Origin of the sequence: Flavobacterium sp. JAS (assembly GCF_020991455.1) — a bacterium.
GTDB lineage: Bacteria > Bacteroidota > Bacteroidia > Flavobacteriales > Flavobacteriaceae > Flavobacterium.
The window spans coordinates 124,070-142,182 of record NZ_JAJMOX010000009.1 but is presented as its reverse complement, the minus strand read 5'-3'; the positions used below and the strand labels follow the sequence as shown (position 1 = coordinate 142,182).

Sequence of the window (18,113 nt, the reverse complement as noted above, 5' to 3'; positions counted from 1 at the left end):
TTAGTAGGCTTTGGGGCAACTAAATTCAATGTTAACCAAGAATGTAAATTGAATTTCAAGAGTTCTTTCTAGCCCAGATGGAAACGACATCCTTTTGTGGCGGGGTTCGCCACAAAAGATATAGTGAACAGCTGGAATAGCTCCTTAAAAATTTAATATTGATTTGTAGCCAATAAGACCAAAGTACATGCAACTTCGGCTTTGATATTATTTAGTTCTAACAGTTGATAGAATTCTGGATTTTCTGCTCCGGGATTAAAAACAACTCTTTTAGGCTGTGCTTCTATAATGTAATTATAATAATCTCGTTGACGTGCAGGGTTCAGATATAAGGTAACTGTGTCTATATTTTTTACAGGAATTGCTTTAGTATAAATTTTAACACCGGCAACCTCACCAGTATTTTGACCAATTGCTAAAACAGTATGTCCTTTTTCCACTAACATATTTATAGCTCTAAAAGCGTAACGATCTGGTTTTGTGGTTGCACCCAGAACTAAAGTTTTTTTATTTTTCATCATTTTTAAATATTCCACAAAAGTAATCAAAAAGAATGAGCTTAGTTTAGGTTATTGATTTAGAAATAAGAATAATAAAGACAATATCTTAATACGAATTTGCTTTCAGATATCAAAAAATGATTATTTTTACTCCACTAACCAAAACTCTATGGATTTATTCATTTATTTATTTGCTGCTCTATTTTCGGTTTTAAACCCAATTGGAACTGTTCCAATTTTTGTTGGACTTACTCAACACGATTCTCAAGAGGAGCGCTCCCGAATTTCGCTTTGGACTGCTATAAATGTTTTTATTATTTTGATGGTTTCCTTCTTTATCGGTCAATATGTTCTAAGCTTTTTCGGAATTAGTATTGATGCGCTTAGAATTGCAGGAGGAATCATAATTGTAAACTCAGGATTCTCTTTACTTTCTGGAAAAATTAATAAAAAAAGAGGAATAAACAAGAAAGTTGAAACGGACGCGCAACAACGAAATGACATTGCTCTGACTCCTCTGGCAATACCAATGCTAGCAGGACCAGGATCAATTTCGTTACTAATTGCTTTTTACCAGGAACATCATGGAATGGAAGAAATCATCATTTCATCTTTGGCAATTCTGGCAATTGCAGTTGCCATTTTTGTAATTCTAAAAAGCGCTCATTATTTGGCAAGAATACTTGGTGCTTCGGGAATTGTGGCAATATCGAGAATCGTTGGATTTATTGTAATTTCTATCGGAATTCAATATATTGTGAGTTCTATCATTAATATTGTTAAAGGAAATTTAATGTAAATTATTTTTCAATTTATACAAAAAGTAAAAAGGGATAAAACGTTAAGTTCTATCCCTTTTTTATATCTAAAAAGTATTCTAGTTTCTTGGCAAAAACACTTCAGCCATCATACATCTTGCACTTCCTCCACCACAAGCTTCTATCGTATCTAAGCTTGAACTCAGAATTTCAGCGTGATTTTCTAATTGTGCAATTTGTTTAGGTGTCAAACTCTGATGCGCCGATGCACTCATTACAATATATTTTTTATCATTAGTTCCTCTAATTTCCAACATATTTCCTGCAAAATTATTTACCTGAGCTTCCGTAATTAAAACAATTTCTTTCTTATCGGCTTTTAGATTTTCAAGAACCATTTTACGCTCTTTTTTATCATCTATACAATCTGCACAAATAACAGCAAAAGTTTCTCCTAAACACATCATAACATTGGTATGATAAATCAATTTACGTTCGCCATCAACAGTTTGAAAAGCTTCGAAAATTACCGGAGCGTAATCAAAATCTTCACAGAATTCAATAAATAATTCTTCATCAGCACGCGGTGATAATGCGCAATACGCTTTTGCATTAGCGCGATCTAAAAGCAAACTTCCTGTTCCTTCAAGAAAAAAACCATCTTCTTCTGCTGATGTATAATCCATAATGTTAGAAATCTCAAAACCTTTATCCTCTAAAGTGTCTAAGATATCCTCACGACGTTCCTGACGACGATTCTCTGCAAACATTGGATATAATGCTACGTCTCCATTTTCATGGAAAGAAACCCAGTTGTTTGGAAAAATACTGTCTGGAGTGTCCGTTTCTAAAGTATCATCTATTACGGTAACATCAACTCCCACCGCTCTCAGTTTTTCAACAAAAGTATCAAATTCTTGTTGTGCTTTGGCATTTACTGTACTTGGTAAAAGTCCGTCTAATACTTTTTGGTAATAATTATTTACAGCTGTTTGCTCATTCATCCTGAAAGCAACAGGCCGAATCATTACGATTGCATTTGTTGTTTGTCTCATGTTTATGTATTTTTTGTTTCAAGTTTGAAGTTTCAAGTTGCTGGAACTTTAGATTTGAAACTTTTTTTTAGTCTCTAATTAACGGCAAAGTTGAACACCTCAATAATCCTTCTTGCTTTGCAATTTCTGCATAAGGAATCTCTTCCACAGTAAATCCGTTTGCACGAAGCCAATTGTTTAGTCTAGTAAAGTTTTTTTCCGAAACAACGACATTTTCATCAATCGAAAAAACGTTAGAAAACATATTATACATTTCGTTTCTTTCGATATGAAATAAATTTTCCATTCCAAAAAGGTTAACTAAGTACAAGTAATCAGCTTCTTCACGGAAACCTCTTTTATAAATAATTCCTTTATCTTTTCCTACAGGCTGGAAACAACAATCTAAGTGCAAAGCATTGTCACGAGCTTCTAATTTAGATTTTACTAAATCAAATTCTTTGACAATTTTATTTGGAAACAACTCTTTAATATAGTTTACACCCTGCATATTTGTTCTTGCTGTAATGTAATCTTTATAATCACTTCCTTTATATGTTCCAATAAAGATATGATCGTTCCAAAGCATAACATCTCCTCCTTCAATATGAACTTCTTCTGGCGGACGAACCACTTTTAAAGGATCCATCTGATCAATTACATACTGAATTGCATCTAATTCACGTTCTCTATCCGGTAAAATATTCGATTTTACAAAGGTGTCATCAATTACAAAACCAATGTCTCTTGCAAAAATCTGATTATAGTTTTCGATCATTTCTGGACGATAAACTTTTACATCATATTTTTTAAAAACAGTATTAAAAGCTTCCATTTCAACAACCATATCTTCTTCGATTGGATAGGTTCCTGCTTTAATATGTTCCAATGATTTAGGATCATAGGCTTCATCTATAGATGGAGTTGGCCCATTATGAACAGCTGAACCCAAAACTACAGCCCGTAATCTTGACGTTTCGTTCTTTATATTTAATTGCAACATAACTTTATTATATTTTGGGCAAAGATAAAAAAAGCTTCACAGTTAAGTGAAGCTTTAAAATATTTTTATTTATTCGACTTAAAGTCTCTAAGCGGATGCCCTGTATAGATTTGTCTTGGTCTACCAATTGGTTCTTTGTTTTCACGCATTTCTTTCCATTGCGCGATCCAACCTGGTAATCTACCAATTGCAAACATCACTGTAAACATATCTGTTGGAATTCCAAGTGCTCTGTAAATAATTCCAGAGTAGAAATCAACATTTGGATACAAGTTTCTTGATTTGAAGTATTCATCCTCGAGAGCAGCCATTTCTAATTTCTTAGCGATTTCTAAAATCGGATCATCAACACCTAAAGTCTCTAATACTTCTTTAGCAGCTTTTTTAATAATTCTAGCTCGTGGATCAAAGTTTTTATAAACTCTATGACCAAATCCCATTAAACGGAAAGGATCATTCTTATCTTTTGCTTTCGCCAAAAATTTATCCGTATCTCCTCCATCTTTATTAATATCTTCAAGCATTTCAAGAACAGCTTGATTTGCACCACCATGAAGAGGCCCCCAAAGTGCTGAAACTCCAGCAGAAATTGAAGCAAATAAACCAGCATGAGATGAACCAACCATTCTTACCGTAGAAGTCGAACAGTTTTGTTCGTGATCAGCATGTAATATGAATAATTTATCTAGTGCATCAATAACAACCGGATTAGCAGCGTAAGGTCCTGTAGGCAATTTAAACATCAATTGCATAAAGTTCTCCACATAACCTTGTGTATTGTCATAATAGTTTAACGGATATCCCATAGATTTTCTATAAGTCCATGTAGCAATTACAAGAAATTTACCCATTGTTTTACAAATGGCTTCGTACATTTCTTTTTCATTATCAACATTTACCGCTTTTGGATTAAAGGCAGTTAACGCACTGGTTAAAGCTGATAAAACACCCATTGGATGAGCTGTTTTTGGAAAACCATCAATGATATTTTTCATTTCTTCGTTTACCAAAGTATGTTTTTTAATACCATTTTCAAACTGCTCTAATTCTTGAGCTGTTGGCAATTCACCAAAAATTAATAGATAAGACACTTCTAAAAAATTAGCTTTTTCAGCTAAATCTTCAATTGAATATCCTCTGTAACGTAAAATTCCTAATTCTCCGTCTAAGAAGGTGATTTCGCTTGTACAAGATCCAGAATTCTTATATCCAGGGTCGATTGTAATAAAACCAGTTAAATCACGTAATTTGTTAATATCGATAGCTGATTCATTTTCACTTCCTGTGATTACCGGAAGTTCAATTTTTTGACCATCTACTTCTAATGTAGCTATTTTTGACATAATATATCGGAAATAATTCTTTAAAATAATAATTTATCAAATCTAAGGAATTTAAGACTAATTAAAAAAAGAATCCTGCTATGAATTTGTTAAAACTCCAAAAAAAAACCATTCGCAAAAGCGAATGGTTTGAATTCAATATATAACTCTTACAATTATTTAATTTTGAAAGCGTTTAATCCAGGAAAATAAGCAGTACTTCCTAACTCTTCTTCAATTCTTAATAATTGATTGTATTTTGCCATACGATCAGAACGAGAAGCAGAACCTGTCTTAATTTGACCACAGTTTAAAGCTACTGCTAAGTCAGCAATAGTAGTATCCTCAGTTTCTCCAGAACGGTGAGACATTACTGATGTATAACCTGCATTTTTAGCCATATTTACAGCTGCAATAGTTTCAGTTAAAGTCCCAATTTGGTTCACTTTTACTAAAATTGAATTTGCAATTCCTTTTTCTATTCCAGTTGAAAGACGCTCAACATTAGTAACAAACAAATCATCTCCTACTAATTGTACTTTATGTCCAATTTTTTCAGTTAAATATTTCCATCCGTTCCAGTCATCTTCATACATACCATCTTCGATAGAAATAATTGGATATTTAGCAGCAAGTTCAGCTAAATAATCAGCTTGTTCTTCAGATGTTCTTATTTTTCCTGTTTCACCTTCAAATTTAGTATAATCATATTTACCGTTTACATAAAACTCAGAAGCAGCACAGTCAAGAGCAATCATAATTTCATCCCCGAAAGTATATCCTGCTTTTTCAACCGCTAACTTGATAGTATCTAAAGCATCTTCAGTACCTCCAGCCAAGTTAGGCGCAAAACCACCTTCATCACCTACAGCAGTACTTAAACCTCTATCGTGTAATACTTTTTTTAAGCTGTGGAAAATTTCAGTTCCCATTTGCATAGCATGTGTAAAAGAAGTTGCTTTTACTGGGAAAATCATAAATTCTTGAAATGCGATAGGTGCATCAGAGTGCGAACCTCCATTGATGATATTCATCATTGGTACAGGCAACGTATTAGCAGAAACCCCACCTACGTATCTGTACAAAGGCAATCCTAATTCGTTAGCAGCAGCTTTTGCAGCAGCCAAAGAAACTCCTAAAATAGCATTAGCTCCTAATTTAGATTTATTTGGAGTTCCGTCTAAATCGATCATCAATTGATCAATAGTATTTTGTTCGAAAACAGAAGTACCAACTAACTCTTCAGCAATAACAGTATTTACATTATTCACTGCATTCAAAACTCCTTTTCCAAGATAAGCTTTACCTCCATCACGTAATTCAACAGCTTCGTGCTCTCCAGTTGATGCTCCAGATGGAACAGCAGCTCTACCTAAAACTCCGTTTTCAGTTACTACATCAACTTCAATAGTAGGATTACCTCTAGAATCAAGAATTTGTCTTGCGTGAACTTTAATTATAATACTCATTACTTTTGTTTTTTTATTAATAAATTATATTTTTTTTTCGAAATTATAAAAATATTTAATAGTAAAAACGTATTCTAACTAATAAACACCTTTATTTATTAACTACATCGTTTTAGATAAAGCTTCTTTTATGTTCTCAACAAATTGATCGAACAAATAAGATGAATCATGTGGTCCAGGACTTGCTTCAGGATGGTATTGCACTGAAAAACAATTCTTACTTTTCATACGCATACCTGCAACCGTTCCATCATTTAAATGCAAATGTGTTATCTCTAAATCTGGATGATTATCTAAAGCTTCTTTATTTACAGCGAAACCATGATTTTGCGAAGTAATTTCTCCTTTACCGGTAATTAGATTTTTAACCGGGTGGTTAATTCCTCGGTGACCATTAAACATTTTATACGTTTGAACTCCGTTTGCCAAAGCAATTACCTGATGTCCTAAACAAATTCCGAATAATGGTTTATCATCAGCCAAAATTTCTTTTGCAACCTCGATAGCTCCAAAAAGCGGATCCGGATCTCCAGGTCCATTTGACAAGAAATATCCGTCTGGATTAAATTCAGCTAAATCTTTATATGTTGAATTGTATGGAAAAACTTTAATATAACAATCTCTCTTTGCAAGATTTCTCAAGATATTCTTTTTGATTCCAAGATCTAAAGCAGAGATTTTATAAGTTGCATTTTCATCACCAAAAAAATAAGGTTCAATTGTTGATACTTTTGAAGCTAACTCTAAACCTTCCATGTTTGGCACGTTGGCCAATTCTTTTTTCAATTCTTCAACAGAAGTACCATCAGTGCAAATAACAGCATTCATAGCTCCATTATCACGAATGTAACTTACAAGTGCACGCGTATCAACATCAGAAATACAGATTAAATTTTGTTTTGTAAAATAATCTTCTAAACTTCCTGAAGCATCTTCTCTTGAATAATTAAAACTGAAGTTTTTACAAACTAAACCAGCAATTTTAATGCTATCAGATTCTATTTCCAAATCATTAACACCATAGTTTCCAATGTGAGCATTAGTAGCCACCATTATTTGACCAAAATAAGAAGGATCTGTAAAAATCTCCTGATATCCGGTCATTCCAGTATTAAAACAAACTTCACCAAAAGTTTTACCGCTAATTCCGATAGATTTCCCGTGAAAAATAGTTCCATCACTTAGTAATAAAATGGCGCTTTGTCGTGTAGTGTATTTCATTCTTTAATTTGTGTATTGTTTTTTTTTAATTGTTTCATGAAATCCGTTAGACGTTTTTCATTTGTAATTAGATATTTTGCAAATTTACTTCTTTAAAAGAGTGCTTCCAAGATTTTTTAAAAATTTCATTGATAAAATTAAAACCTATATTTCGAAATAAGTTACATTTTAAACTATTTTAAAAAAAATCAAAAAAAAAGGATAAACTAAAAATTAGTTTATCCTTGATTTCTATAGAATCATTACTTTCATAATTATTCAGAAGCTTCTGTAGTCGTATCAGACTCAGCAGCTGGAGCTTCAGTAGTTTCCTCAGCTTTTTTTGCTTTACCACCACGACGGCTTTTTGCTTTTTTAACTTCTTTTTTACCTCCATTGTAAAGTTCATTGAAATCTACAAGTTCGATCATTGCCATATCAGCATTATCTCCCAAACGATTTCCAACTTTAATGATACGAGTGTATCCACCTGGACGGTCACCAACTTTAGCAGCTACGTCTCTGAACAAGTCAGTTACCGCATATTTACTACGTAAGTAAGCAAAAACAATACGACGATTGTGAGTCGTATCTTCTTTTGATTTTGTGATTAAAGGCTCAACGAATTGTTTAAGCGCTTTAGCCTTAGCAACAGTAGTGTTAATACGTTTGTGCTCAATAAGAGAACAAGCCATATTAGCTAACATAGCTTTTCTATGTCCAGTCTGTCTGCTTAAGTGATTGAATTTTTTTCCGTGTCTCATTGCTATTTTAAATTTAATCCCGCAAGCGGGATTGAATTATTCTTTATCTAATTTGTATTTAGCTAAGTCCATTCCGAAAGTTAAATTTTTAACTGCAACAAGTTCATCAAGCTCAGTTAAAGATTTTTTACCAAAATTACGGAATTTCATTAGGTCATTTTTATTGAACGATACTAAATCACCAAGTGTATCAACTTCAGCCGCTTTCAAGCAATTTAATGCTCTCACAGATAAATCCATATCAACAAGCTTAGTTTTAAGCAATTGTCTCATATGCAATGACTCTTCATCATACGATTCTGTTTGTGCAATTTCGTCAGCCTCGAGTGTAATTCTTTCGTCAGAAAATAACATGAAGTGGTGAATTAAAACTTTAGCCGCTTCTGTAAGAGCATCTTTTGGATTAATAGAACCATCAGTTTTAATTTCAAAAACTAATTTTTCGTAATCTGTTTTTTGCTCAACACGGAAGTTTTCAATTGCGTATTTTACATTTTTTACCGGAGTAAAAATAGAGTCTGTAAAAATAGTACCAATTGCAGCGTTCTGTTTTTTGTTCTCCTCAGCAGGAACATATCCTCTACCTTTTTCGATTGTTAAATCGAAGTTCAATTTGATTTTAGAATCTAAATTACAGATAACAAGGTCTGGATTCAAAACTTGGAAACCTGAAATAAATTTTTGAAAATCACCTGCTGTTAGTTGATCTTTACCAGAAACAGAAATTGTAACTGCTTCATTATCGATATCTTCAATTTGACGTTTGAAACGTACTTGTTTTAGATTAAGGATAATTTCGGTAACATCTTCAACAACACCTGAAATAGTAGAAAACTCATGATCTACACCTTCGATACGAACAGATGTAATTGCATAACCTTCTAATGCTGAAAGCAAAACTCTTCTAAGTGCATTACCAACTGTCAATCCATAACCAGGTTCTAAAGGTCTAAATTCGAATTTACCTTCAAAATCGGTTGAATCGATCATGATAACTTTATCGGGCTTTTGAAAATTAAATATTGCCATAAATTTCGACTAAGTCAATTATTATTTGTTGTACAACTCTACGATTAATTGTTCTTTAATGTTTTCTGGAATTTGAAGTCTTGCAGGTACAGAAACGAAAGTTCCTTCTTTAAGATCATTATTCCAAGTAATCCATTCATAAACATGACTTGAATTTGATAAAGAACGTTCGATAGCTTCTAAAGATTTAGATTTTTCACGAACTGCAACTTTATCACCAGGTTTAAGGTGGTAAGAAGCGATATTTACAACTTCACCATTAACAGTAACGTGTCTGTGAGAAACTAATTGTCTAGCACCTCTTCTAGAAGGAGCGATACCCATTCTAAAAACAACGTTATCTAATCTTGCTTCACATAATTGTAAAAGAACTTCACCAGTAACACCTTTAGTAGCTGATGCTTTTTTGAATAAATTTCTGAATTGTTTTTCTAAAATTCCGTAAGAATATTTAGCTTTTTGCTTTTCCATTAACTGAACAGCATACTCAGATTTTTTACCTCTTTTTTTAGCCATCCCGTGTTGTCCAGGTGGGTAATTTCTTTTTTCGAAAGATTTATCATCTCCGAAGATTGCTTCGCCAAATTTACGAGCAATTCTAGTTTTTGGACCAGTATATCTTGCCATTTCTAAAAAATTAAATTTAAGGTAGAGATTATGAATTCAGGTCAAATCCTTCGATAATCTATATTCTACCTTGTTTATACTATGAATAAATAAAATTAAACTCTACGTCTTTTTGGAGGACGACATCCGTTGTGAGGCATTGGAGTAACATCGATAATCTCTGTAACTTCAATTCCACCGTTATGAATAGAACGGATAGCAGACTCACGTCCGTTTCCTGGTCCTTTTACATAAACTTTTACTTTTTTAAGTCCAGCTTCAAGAGCTACTTTACTACAATCTTCTGCTGCCATTTGGGCTGCGTACGGAGTATTCTTTTTAGAACCTCTGAAACCCATTTTACCAGCTGAAGACCAAGAAATAACTTCACCTTTTTTGTTAGTCAAAGAAATGATGATGTTATTGAAGGTAGCAGAAATATGAGCTTCTCCCGTTGATTCAACGATAACTTTACGTTTTTTTGCAGTTGCTTTAGCCATATTACTTATTATTTAGTTGCTTTTTTCTTGTTAGCAACAGTTTTTCTTTTACCTTTTCTTGTTCTAGAGTTGTTTTTAGTTCTTTGCCCTCTTAACGGAAGACCAGATCTATGACGGATCCCTCTGTAACAACCAATATCCATTAAACGTTTGATGTTCAAAGAAACTTCAGAACGTAATTCTCCTTCAATTTTGAATGCACCAACAGCTTCACGAATTGCTCCGATCTCGTCATCATTCCAATCTTGAACTTTTTTATCTTGGCTAACTTGAGCTTTCTCTAAAATCTCAATAGCTCTACTTCTTCCTAATCCAAAGATATAGGTAAGTGCTATAACACCTCTTTTATTTTTTGGGATATCTACCCCTGCTATTCTTGCCATAATTATCCTTGTCTTTGTTTAAATCTAGGATTCTTTTTGTTTATTACGTACAATCTCCCTTTTCTACGCACAATGATGCACTCGGGACTTCTCTTTTTTACTGATGCTCTAACTTTCATAGTGAATATCCTTTAATATCGATAAGTAATTCTTGCTTTTGACAAATCATAAGGACTCATTTCCAGTTTCACTTTATCACCAGGTAATAACTTGATGTAATGCATACGCATTTTACCAGAAATATGAGCAATTACGATATGTCCATTTTCTAACTCTACACGGAACATCGCATTTGATAATGCTTCGATGATTGATCCGTCTTGTTCTATTGCTGATTGTTTTGCCATAAATATATTAAGCTACCGCTTTTCTATTTTTACCAGTCTTCATTAAACCATCATAATGTTTGTTTAACAAGTATGAATTGATCTGTTGAATAGTATCTATTGCAACTCCAACCATAATTATTAATGAGGTACCTCCAAAAAACATTGCCCAAGATTGTTGTACATCCATAATACTTACAACAATAGCTGGGAACACAGCAATCAAAGCAAGGAATAAAGATCCTGGGAAAGTTATTAAAGACATCACTTTATCTAAGAAGTCTGAAGTTTCAGCACCTGGACGAACTCCAGGAATAAAACCACCACTTCTTTTTAAATCATCGGCCATTTTGTTAGTAGGTACAGTGATCGCAGTATAGAAGAATGTAAACACAATAATTAAAGTTGCAAATACAAAATTATACCAAAAACCAAACATATTACTAAACGCACCAACAATAGATTGTGATGTATCTGATTTAGACAATCCAGCTACAGCTGCAGGTATAAACATAATTGCCTGAGCAAAAATAATTGGCATAACTCCAGAAGCATTAAGCTTTAGAGGAATCCATTGTCTATTACCACCAGCTAAATCTTGCTCGTAATCTCCAGTTGTTGTACGACGAGCGTATTGAACCGGAATTTTACGTACTGCCATTGTAAGCAATACACAAGAAATGATTACCAATAACCACACAATAATTTCAATAACTAATAACATTGGACCACCATTGTTGTTTGTTACTCTAGAAGAAAACTCTTGCATGAACGCTTGAGGTAGTCTTGCCAAAATACCAACCATAATCAATAATGAAATTCCATTTCCAATACCTTTATCTGTAATTTTTTCTCCAAGCCACATAGCAAAAATAGTACCAGTAACCAAGATGATAACAGACGAAAACAAAAATTCAGGTGAATTAAAGCCTAGTAAGAATGCACTTCCAGGTAACGTTCTGTATAAATTATAGATATAAGTTGGACCTTGAACCAGTGTAATAGCTATAGTCAACCAACGAGTGATTTGATTAATCTTTTTTCTACCACTCTCTCCATCGCTTTGAAGCTTTTGTAAATAAGGAATCGCAATTCCCATTAACTGAACAACAATAGATGCAGAAATATAAGGCATAATACCTAAAGCAAAAACTGAAGCTTTAGAGAAAGCACCCCCTGTAAACATGTCTAGGATAGATCCTAAACCATTTTTAGTTTGTCCCGCTAAACCTGTTAATTGAGTTGCGTCAATTCCAGGAAGCGTAACGTGTGCACCAAAACGATATACTAAAAGTAATCCTAATGTAATTAAGATTCTATTTTTCAGTTCTTCGATTTTCCAAACATTACTTATTGATTCAATAAATTTCTTCATCTTAATAGATAAGTTATATAGTTACAGCTTCTCCACCAGCAGCTTCAATAGCAGCTTTTGCAGTAGCAGTAAATTTGTGGGCAGTTACTTTTAATTTTGCTTTCAATTCTCCTCTACCTAAAATCTTAACGATTTCATTTTTGGTAGCTAGACGATTTGCTACGAAATCTGTCATTGAAACAGAATCAGTAATCACACCATTGTCTACTAATAATTGAAGCGTATCTAAATTAACACCTTCGTATTCTTTACGATTGATGTTTGTGAAACCAAACTTAGGCACACGTCTTTGAAGTGGCATTTGCCCTCCTTCAAAACCAATCTTTTTAGAATAACCAGAACGAGATTTTGCTCCTTTGTGACCTCTTGCAGAAGTACCACCTTTTCCAGAACCTTCTCCTCTACCTAATCTTTTATTTTGATTGTGTGTTGACCCTTCAGCTGGTTGTAAGTTACTTAAATTCATAACAGTATTTGTTATTTAGCTTCTTCGACAGAAACTAAGTGTTTAACTTTGTTTATCATCCCAAGGATTGCAGGATTTGAATCATGCTCTACAACTTGTCCCATTTTACGTAGACCTAAAGCTTCCAAACCTCTTTTTTGAGAAAGAGGGCAGTTGATTTTGCTTCTTACTTGTTTTACTAATAATTTAGCCATAATTTCCTTGAATTAACCTTTAAAAACTTTTTCTAAAGAAACACCTCTTTGTTTTGCAACAGTGTGAGCGCTTCTCATTTGTAATAAAGCATCAAAAGTTGCTTTCACTACGTTATGAGGATTTGATGATCCTTGAGATTTAGATAATACATCGTGAATACCTACTGATTCAAGAACTGAACGAACAGCTCCACCAGCAATAACTCCTGTACCATGAGACGCAGGAATTAAGAATACACGCGCACCACCAAATTTACCTTTTTGTTCGTGAGGAACAGATTGTCCGTTCAAAGGAATTTTTACTAAATTTTTCTTAGCATCTTCTACTGCTTTCGCAATTGCTTCAGAAACGTCTTTAGATTTTCCTAATCCATGACCAACTACTCCGTTTTCATCACCTACAACTACAATAGCAGAAAAACCGAAAGCTCTACCACCTTTTGTAACTTTAGTAACACGATTAACACTTACCAGACGATCTTTAAGTTCAAGACCACTTGGTTTTACCAATTCTACATTTTTGTATTTAGACATAATATATTAGAATTTAAGTCCAGCCGCTCTTGCGCCTTCTGCTAATGATTTAATACGACCGTGATACAAATATCCACCTCTGTCAAAAGTGATGGTATCAATCCCAGCTTTTAACGCTTTCTCAGCAACTAGTTTTCCAACAGCAGCAGCGATTTCAACGTTAGTACCTTTTCCTATTTCTTTTTCTCTTGAAGATGCAGCTAATAAAGTAACTCCGTTTACGTCATCAATAATTTGAGCGTAAATTTCTTTGTTACTTCTAAATACAGATAGTCTTGGGTTAGTAGCAGTACCACTAATCGATTTTCTAATTCTGAATCTAATTCTCTGTCTTCTATCAGATTTTGTTAATGACATAATCTTATTTTTTAAGCTGATTTACCTGCTTTTCTTCTTAATACTTCACCCACAAATTTAACACCTTTTCCTTTGTACGGCTCAGGCTTACGGAAACCTCTGATTTTCGCAGCAACCTGACCTAAAAGTTGTTTATCAAATGATGTTAATTTTACGATAGGGTTTTTACCTTTTTCAGATATTGTTTCTAGAGCTACTTCAGGAGCAATTTCCAAAACAATATTGTGAGAATATCCAAGAGCTAAATCTAACTTTTGACCTTGGTTTGAAGCTCTATAACCAACTCCAACTAATTCAAGTTCTTTTGTAAAACCTTCAGATACACCAATTATCATGTTATTGATTAATGATCTGTATAATCCGTGTTTTGCTCTTTGGTCTTTATGATCAGACGATCTTTCTAATAAAACTTGATCGCCTTCAACTTTTACAGTAATGTCCGAAAACTCCTGAGTTAGTTGACCTTTTTTTCCTTTTACTGTAATGATACCGTCTTTAACTTCTACAGTTACTCCAGCAGCAATTACAATTGGGCTTTTACCTATTCTTGACATCTTATTTAGTCTTTAAAATTAGTATACGTAACAAATTACTTCACCACCTACATTTAATTGTTTCGCTTGTTTTCCAGTCATAAGACCTTTTGAAGTTGAAACAATTGCAATTCCTAATCCATTAAGGATTCTTGGTAATTTGGCAGCACCTGCATATTTACGTAAACCAGGTTTACTAATTCTTTGGATATCTTTAATTACAGGCTCTTTAGTATCTTTATCATACTTTAAAGCGATTTTGATTGAACCCTGAACAGAGTTGTCTTCAAATTTGTAACTCAAGATATAACCTTGATCAAATAAGATCTTAGTTATTTCTTTTTTTAGATTAGAAGCTGGAATTTCAACAACTTTGTGGTTTGCAGCCACAGCGTTACGAACTCTAGTCAAATAATCTGCAATAGGATCTGTATACATATGTATTTGATTGCGATTATGGTTTTCGGGAGACACCCGTCTCCCGAACCTTTAATCAATTAAAATTATTTTTTGGTTTGCAAAAGTAATAACTTTTTACGAGATTACCAAGATGCCTTTTTAACTCCAGGAATTAACCCATTGTTAGCCATTTCACGGAAAGTTACACGTGAAATACCGAATTGACGGATATACCCTCTTGGTCTACCTGTTAATTTACAACGATTGTGCAAACGAACTGGTGAAGCATTTTTAGGTAATTTTTGTAAACCTTCAAAATCTCCAGCTTCTTTCAAAGCTTTTCTTTTCTCAGCATACTTTGCTACCGTTTTTTCTCTCTTAACCTCGCGGGCTTTCATTGATTCTTTAGCCATGTCTTAATTCTTTTTAAAAGGTAATCCTAATTCAGCCAATAATGACTTTGCTTCCTTGTCTGTTTTTGCAGTAGTAACAAATGTAATATCCATTCCTGAAATTTTGTTCACTTTGTCAATATCAATTTCTGGGAAAATGATTTGCTCTAAAACTCCAAGATTGTAATTACCTCTTCCGTCGAAACCAGTAGCTTTGATACCACTAAAATCTCTAACGCGTGGCAAAGCAGAAGTTACAAGTCTATCTAAAAACTCATACATTCTTTCACCACGTAAAGTAACTTTCGCTCCAATAGGCATCCCTTTTCTCAATTTGAATGACGCAACGTCTTTCTTTGAAATTGTAGATACTGCTTTTTGTCCAGTGATCTTTGTTAACTCATCAACTGCATAGTCAATAAGTTTTTTATCAGATACAGCTGCACCAACTCCACGGCTCAAAACGATTTTTTCAAGTTTTGGAACTTGCATCACGTTTGTATATCCGAATTCCTCTTTAAGAGCAGAGATTACTCTACTCTTATATTCTTCTTTTAGTCTAGGTGTATATGCCATTACTATAGTACTTGATTAGATTTTTTTGAAAATCTTACTTTCTTATCTCCTTCTACTCTAATACCAACTCTAGTTGTTTCCTTAGTTTTAGGATCAATTAGTGAAATGTTGGATATTTGTATAGAAGCTTCTTTCTTAACGATACCACCTTGAGGGTTTTTAGCACTTGGTTTTGTATGTTTCGAAACCATGTTTACACCTTCAACTATCGCTTTATTTTTCTCACGGTAAACACGTAAAACTTTACCTTCAGCACCTTTATGGTCTCCAGCAATAACTCTTACGATATCTCCTGATTTTATTTTTAGCTTTATCATCTTAAAACGAATTAAAGCACTTCTGGTGCTAATGATACAATTTTCATGAATTGTTTTTCACGAAGTTCTCTTGCTACCGGACCAAAAACACGTGTTCCTCTCATTTCCCCTGCAGCGTTCAAAAGAACACATGCATTATCATCGAAACGGATATAAGAACCATCAGCTCTTCTCACTTCTTTTTTGGTACGTACAACAACTGCAGTTGAAACAGCTCCTTTTTTAACGTTACCGTTAGGAGTTGCATCTTTAATAGATACTACAATCTTGTCACCAACAGAGGCATACCTTCTTTTGGTACCTCCTAAAACACGGATAGTTAAAACTTCTTTTGCTCCCGTGTTATCTGCTACTTTTAGTCTTGATTCCTGTTGTACCATAATTATTTAGCTCTTTCTAAGATTTCAACTAATCTCCAACATTTTGTTTTACTTAAAGGACGCGTTTCGCTAATTCTTACAGTATCTCCAATGTTACAGTCGTTTGTTTCGTCGTGTGCAACATATTTCTTTGTTTTCAACACGAACTTACCGTATAATGGGTGTTTTACTTTTCTTACTTCAGCAATAACAATAGACTTATCCATTTTATTTGAAGTAACAACACCTATTCTTTCTTTTCTTAAATTTCTTTTTTCTTCCATCTTTCAGCAGAATACAATTATTGTAACTCTCTTTTAGTTAACTCTGTAGCCAATCTTGCAACTGTTCTTCTTACACTTCTAATTTGAAGCGGGTTCTCAATTGGAGAAATAGCGTGAGCCATTTTTAGGTCAGCATATATTTTCTTAGTTTGACTAAGTTTTTCTTGCAACTCCGCTGCAGAAAGATCTTTTATTTCTGATTGTTTCATAATATAAATTTAATTATGCTTCGAAATCTCTAGCAACGACGAATTTAGTTTTTACTGGAAGCTTTTGAGCTGCAAGACGTAAAGCCTCTTTTGCAACTGATAAAGGAACTCCTCCAACTTCAAACATAATTCTTCCGGGTTTAACAACGGCAGCCCAATATTCAACGGCACCTTTACCTTTACCCATACGTACCTCAAGAGGCTTCTTAGTAATTGGTTTGTCTGGAAATATTTTGATCCATAATTGTCCTTCTCTCTTCATGAAACGAGTTGCAGCAATACGCGCAGCTTCGATTTGACGAGACGTTAAGAACATTCCATCTTCATGTACAGATTTAATACCAAACATTCCATTAGAAAGTTCATGCCCTCTTTGAGAGTTACCTTTCATTTTACCTTTCTGTACCTTACGGTATTTTGTTCTTTTAGGCTGTAACATTTTTCTTTAGTTTAAAAATTTACTTTCTTTTACGAGCGTCTGGTTTTCCACCTTTATTAAAGGGCTTTCTGTCTCCTCTTGGAGAATCACCACCTTTACCACCACCAGTTCCAGATTGTTTTTTATCCATTCCTGCAAGTGGAGAAAGATCTCTCTTTCCATAAACTTCACCTTTCATGATCCATACTTTGATACCCATTCTACCATAAGTAGTGTGAGCTTCAGCCAAAGCATAATCAATATCAGCTCTGAAAGTTGATAGAGGAATTCTACCTTCTTTGAAACCTTCTGAACGCGCCATCTCAGCACCATTCAAACGACCAGAAATCAAAACTTTGATACCTTCAGCATTCATACGCATAGAAGCAGCAATAGCCATTTTGATTGCACGTCTGTAAGAAATACGGCTTTCGATTTGACGAGCGATGCTTGTCGCCACAAGATAAGCATCTAACTCAGGTCTTTTAATTTCAAAGATGTTGATTTGAACCTCTTTGTCAGTAACTTTCTTAAGTTCTTCTTTCAACTTGTCTACCTCTTGACCACCTTTTCCGATAATGATACCAGGTCTAGCAGTAGTGATAGTAACGGTTACAAGCTTCAAAGTTCTCTCAATGATTACTTTTGATACACTAGCTTTTGATAAACGAGCGTGGATATACTTTCTGATTTTGTGATCTTCGGCAAGTTTATCACCGTAATCATTTCCACCATACCAGTTTGAGTCCCATCCTCTGATGATACCAAGTCTATTTCCAATTGGATTTGTCTTTTGTCCCATGCTG

At 33.9% G+C, this 18,113-nt stretch carries 29 protein-coding genes; 1 reads left to right on the top strand and 28 read right to left on the bottom strand.

Annotated features, from left to right (window positions below; all coding sequences use genetic code 11):
• Positions 1–152 precede the first annotated feature (152 nt).
• Positions 153–518: a CoA-binding protein gene (locus LPB88_RS14940; RefSeq protein ID WP_089351913.1), complete on the bottom strand. Its 366-nt coding sequence runs from the start codon at positions 516–518 to the stop codon at positions 153–155.
• Between the two features lie 151 nt (positions 519–669).
• On the opposite strand from LPB88_RS14940, the gene LPB88_RS14935 reads away from it, so the two are divergent.
• Positions 670–1,299 carry a MarC family NAAT transporter gene (locus LPB88_RS14935; protein ID WP_230716461.1) on the top strand — a complete coding sequence of 210 codons (630 nt, stop codon included), beginning with the start codon at positions 670–672 and terminating at the stop codon, positions 1,297–1,299.
• A 78-nt stretch (positions 1,300–1,377) separates the two neighbouring features.
• Here the strand turns inward: LPB88_RS14935 and ctlX are convergent, their stop codons facing one another.
• The 27 genes from ctlX to rpsC form a co-directional block, all read right to left on the bottom strand.
• Positions 1,378–2,313: a citrulline utilization hydrolase CtlX gene (gene ctlX, locus LPB88_RS14930; RefSeq protein ID WP_230716460.1), complete on the bottom strand. Its 936-nt coding sequence runs from the start codon at positions 2,311–2,313 to the stop codon at positions 1,378–1,380.
• Positions 2,314–2,380: 67 nt separating this feature from the next.
• Positions 2,381–3,295: a dimethylarginine dimethylaminohydrolase family protein gene (locus LPB88_RS14925; protein ID WP_230716459.1), complete on the bottom strand. Its 915-nt coding sequence runs from the start codon at positions 3,293–3,295 to the stop codon at positions 2,381–2,383.
• 65 nt (positions 3,296–3,360) lie between these two features.
• Positions 3,361–4,638, bottom strand: a complete 1,278-nt coding sequence (locus LPB88_RS14920) for a citrate synthase (protein ID WP_230716458.1) — start codon at positions 4,636–4,638, stop codon at positions 3,361–3,363.
• 155 nt (positions 4,639–4,793) lie between these two features.
• Positions 4,794–6,086 (bottom strand): phosphopyruvate hydratase, encoded by a 1,293-nt coding sequence (gene eno / locus LPB88_RS14915; RefSeq protein ID WP_230716457.1) that lies wholly within the window; start codon positions 6,084–6,086, stop codon positions 4,794–4,796.
• A 102-nt stretch (positions 6,087–6,188) separates the two neighbouring features.
• A complete protein-coding gene (carA, locus tag LPB88_RS14910; RefSeq protein WP_230716456.1) occupies positions 6,189–7,307 on the bottom strand; it encodes a glutamine-hydrolyzing carbamoyl-phosphate synthase small subunit in 1,119 nt (372 codons plus the stop codon).
• Positions 7,308–7,561: 254 nt separating this feature from the next.
• Positions 7,562–8,050: a 50S ribosomal protein L17 gene (gene rplQ, locus LPB88_RS14905; RefSeq protein ID WP_089351920.1), complete on the bottom strand. Its 489-nt coding sequence runs from the start codon at positions 8,048–8,050 to the stop codon at positions 7,562–7,564.
• Between the two features lie 36 nt (positions 8,051–8,086).
• A complete protein-coding gene (locus tag LPB88_RS14900; RefSeq protein ID WP_026109818.1) occupies positions 8,087–9,079 on the bottom strand; it encodes a DNA-directed RNA polymerase subunit alpha in 993 nt (330 codons plus the stop codon).
• A gap of 21 nt (positions 9,080–9,100) precedes the next feature.
• Entirely contained in the window at positions 9,101–9,706 is a 606-nt protein-coding gene (gene rpsD, locus LPB88_RS14895) for a 30S ribosomal protein S4 (RefSeq protein ID WP_026982953.1), read from the bottom strand.
• A 95-nt stretch (positions 9,707–9,801) separates the two neighbouring features.
• Positions 9,802–10,185 (bottom strand): 30S ribosomal protein S11, encoded by a 384-nt coding sequence (gene rpsK / locus LPB88_RS14890; protein ID WP_007803677.1) that lies wholly within the window; start codon positions 10,183–10,185, stop codon positions 9,802–9,804.
• 8 nt (positions 10,186–10,193) lie between these two features.
• The gene (gene rpsM, locus LPB88_RS14885; protein WP_056245953.1) at positions 10,194–10,568 is read right to left on the bottom strand and encodes a 30S ribosomal protein S13; all 375 of its coding nucleotides are present in this window, start codon (positions 10,566–10,568) and stop codon (positions 10,194–10,196) included.
• Positions 10,569–10,570: 2 nt separating this feature from the next.
• Positions 10,571–10,687, bottom strand: a complete 117-nt coding sequence (gene ykgO, locus LPB88_RS14880) for a type B 50S ribosomal protein L36 (protein ID WP_072945378.1) — start codon at positions 10,685–10,687, stop codon at positions 10,571–10,573.
• Between the two features lie 12 nt (positions 10,688–10,699).
• A complete protein-coding gene (infA, locus tag LPB88_RS14875) occupies positions 10,700–10,915 on the bottom strand; it encodes a translation initiation factor IF-1 (RefSeq protein ID WP_007136545.1) in 216 nt (71 codons plus the stop codon).
• A gap of 7 nt (positions 10,916–10,922) precedes the next feature.
• A complete protein-coding gene (gene secY, locus LPB88_RS14870; RefSeq protein WP_230716455.1) occupies positions 10,923–12,269 on the bottom strand; it encodes a preprotein translocase subunit SecY in 1,347 nt (448 codons plus the stop codon).
• A 13-nt stretch (positions 12,270–12,282) separates the two neighbouring features.
• Positions 12,283–12,735, bottom strand: coding sequence for a 50S ribosomal protein L15 (rplO, locus tag LPB88_RS14865; RefSeq protein WP_017495009.1), 453 nt, complete (start codon positions 12,733–12,735; stop codon positions 12,283–12,285).
• Between the two features lie 11 nt (positions 12,736–12,746).
• Positions 12,747–12,929, bottom strand: a complete 183-nt coding sequence (gene rpmD / locus LPB88_RS14860; RefSeq protein ID WP_017495010.1) for a 50S ribosomal protein L30 — start codon at positions 12,927–12,929, stop codon at positions 12,747–12,749.
• A 12-nt stretch (positions 12,930–12,941) separates the two neighbouring features.
• Positions 12,942–13,466 carry a 30S ribosomal protein S5 gene (gene rpsE, locus LPB88_RS14855; RefSeq protein ID WP_085950926.1) on the bottom strand — a complete coding sequence of 175 codons (525 nt, stop codon included), beginning with the start codon at positions 13,464–13,466 and terminating at the stop codon, positions 12,942–12,944.
• 3 nt (positions 13,467–13,469) lie between these two features.
• On the bottom strand, positions 13,470–13,820 hold the full coding sequence (gene rplR / locus LPB88_RS14850) for a 50S ribosomal protein L18 (RefSeq protein WP_039111736.1): 351 nt from the start codon (positions 13,818–13,820) through the stop codon (positions 13,470–13,472).
• 11 nt (positions 13,821–13,831) lie between these two features.
• Positions 13,832–14,374: a 50S ribosomal protein L6 gene (gene rplF / locus LPB88_RS14845; protein ID WP_055093060.1), complete on the bottom strand. Its 543-nt coding sequence runs from the start codon at positions 14,372–14,374 to the stop codon at positions 13,832–13,834.
• Between the two features lie 18 nt (positions 14,375–14,392).
• Positions 14,393–14,791 (bottom strand): 30S ribosomal protein S8, encoded by a 399-nt coding sequence (gene rpsH, locus LPB88_RS14840; protein ID WP_017495014.1) that lies wholly within the window; start codon positions 14,789–14,791, stop codon positions 14,393–14,395.
• A 104-nt stretch (positions 14,792–14,895) separates the two neighbouring features.
• Positions 14,896–15,165 carry a 30S ribosomal protein S14 gene (rpsN, locus tag LPB88_RS14835; protein ID WP_007803655.1) on the bottom strand — a complete coding sequence of 90 codons (270 nt, stop codon included), beginning with the start codon at positions 15,163–15,165 and terminating at the stop codon, positions 14,896–14,898.
• 3 nt (positions 15,166–15,168) lie between these two features.
• Complete coding sequence (rplE, locus tag LPB88_RS14830; protein WP_007803652.1) at positions 15,169–15,720, bottom strand: 50S ribosomal protein L5; 552 nt, start codon at positions 15,718–15,720, stop codon at positions 15,169–15,171.
• 2 nt (positions 15,721–15,722) lie between these two features.
• Entirely contained in the window at positions 15,723–16,037 is a 315-nt protein-coding gene (gene rplX / locus LPB88_RS14825; protein ID WP_007803650.1) for a 50S ribosomal protein L24, read from the bottom strand.
• 11 nt (positions 16,038–16,048) lie between these two features.
• Complete coding sequence (gene rplN, locus LPB88_RS14820) at positions 16,049–16,417, bottom strand: 50S ribosomal protein L14 (RefSeq protein WP_007803649.1); 369 nt, start codon at positions 16,415–16,417, stop codon at positions 16,049–16,051.
• Between the two features lie 2 nt (positions 16,418–16,419).
• Positions 16,420–16,680 carry a 30S ribosomal protein S17 gene (gene rpsQ / locus LPB88_RS14815; protein ID WP_007803646.1) on the bottom strand — a complete coding sequence of 87 codons (261 nt, stop codon included), beginning with the start codon at positions 16,678–16,680 and terminating at the stop codon, positions 16,420–16,422.
• Positions 16,681–16,697: 17 nt separating this feature from the next.
• Positions 16,698–16,889, bottom strand: a complete 192-nt coding sequence (gene rpmC / locus LPB88_RS14810; protein ID WP_007803639.1) for a 50S ribosomal protein L29 — start codon at positions 16,887–16,889, stop codon at positions 16,698–16,700.
• 13 nt (positions 16,890–16,902) lie between these two features.
• Entirely contained in the window at positions 16,903–17,328 is a 426-nt protein-coding gene (gene rplP, locus LPB88_RS14805; RefSeq protein ID WP_007803637.1) for a 50S ribosomal protein L16, read from the bottom strand.
• A 19-nt stretch (positions 17,329–17,347) separates the two neighbouring features.
• Positions 17,348–18,109 (bottom strand): 30S ribosomal protein S3, encoded by a 762-nt coding sequence (gene rpsC / locus LPB88_RS14800; protein WP_007803635.1) that lies wholly within the window; start codon positions 18,107–18,109, stop codon positions 17,348–17,350.
• Between the last annotated feature and the right edge of the window lie 4 nt (positions 18,110–18,113).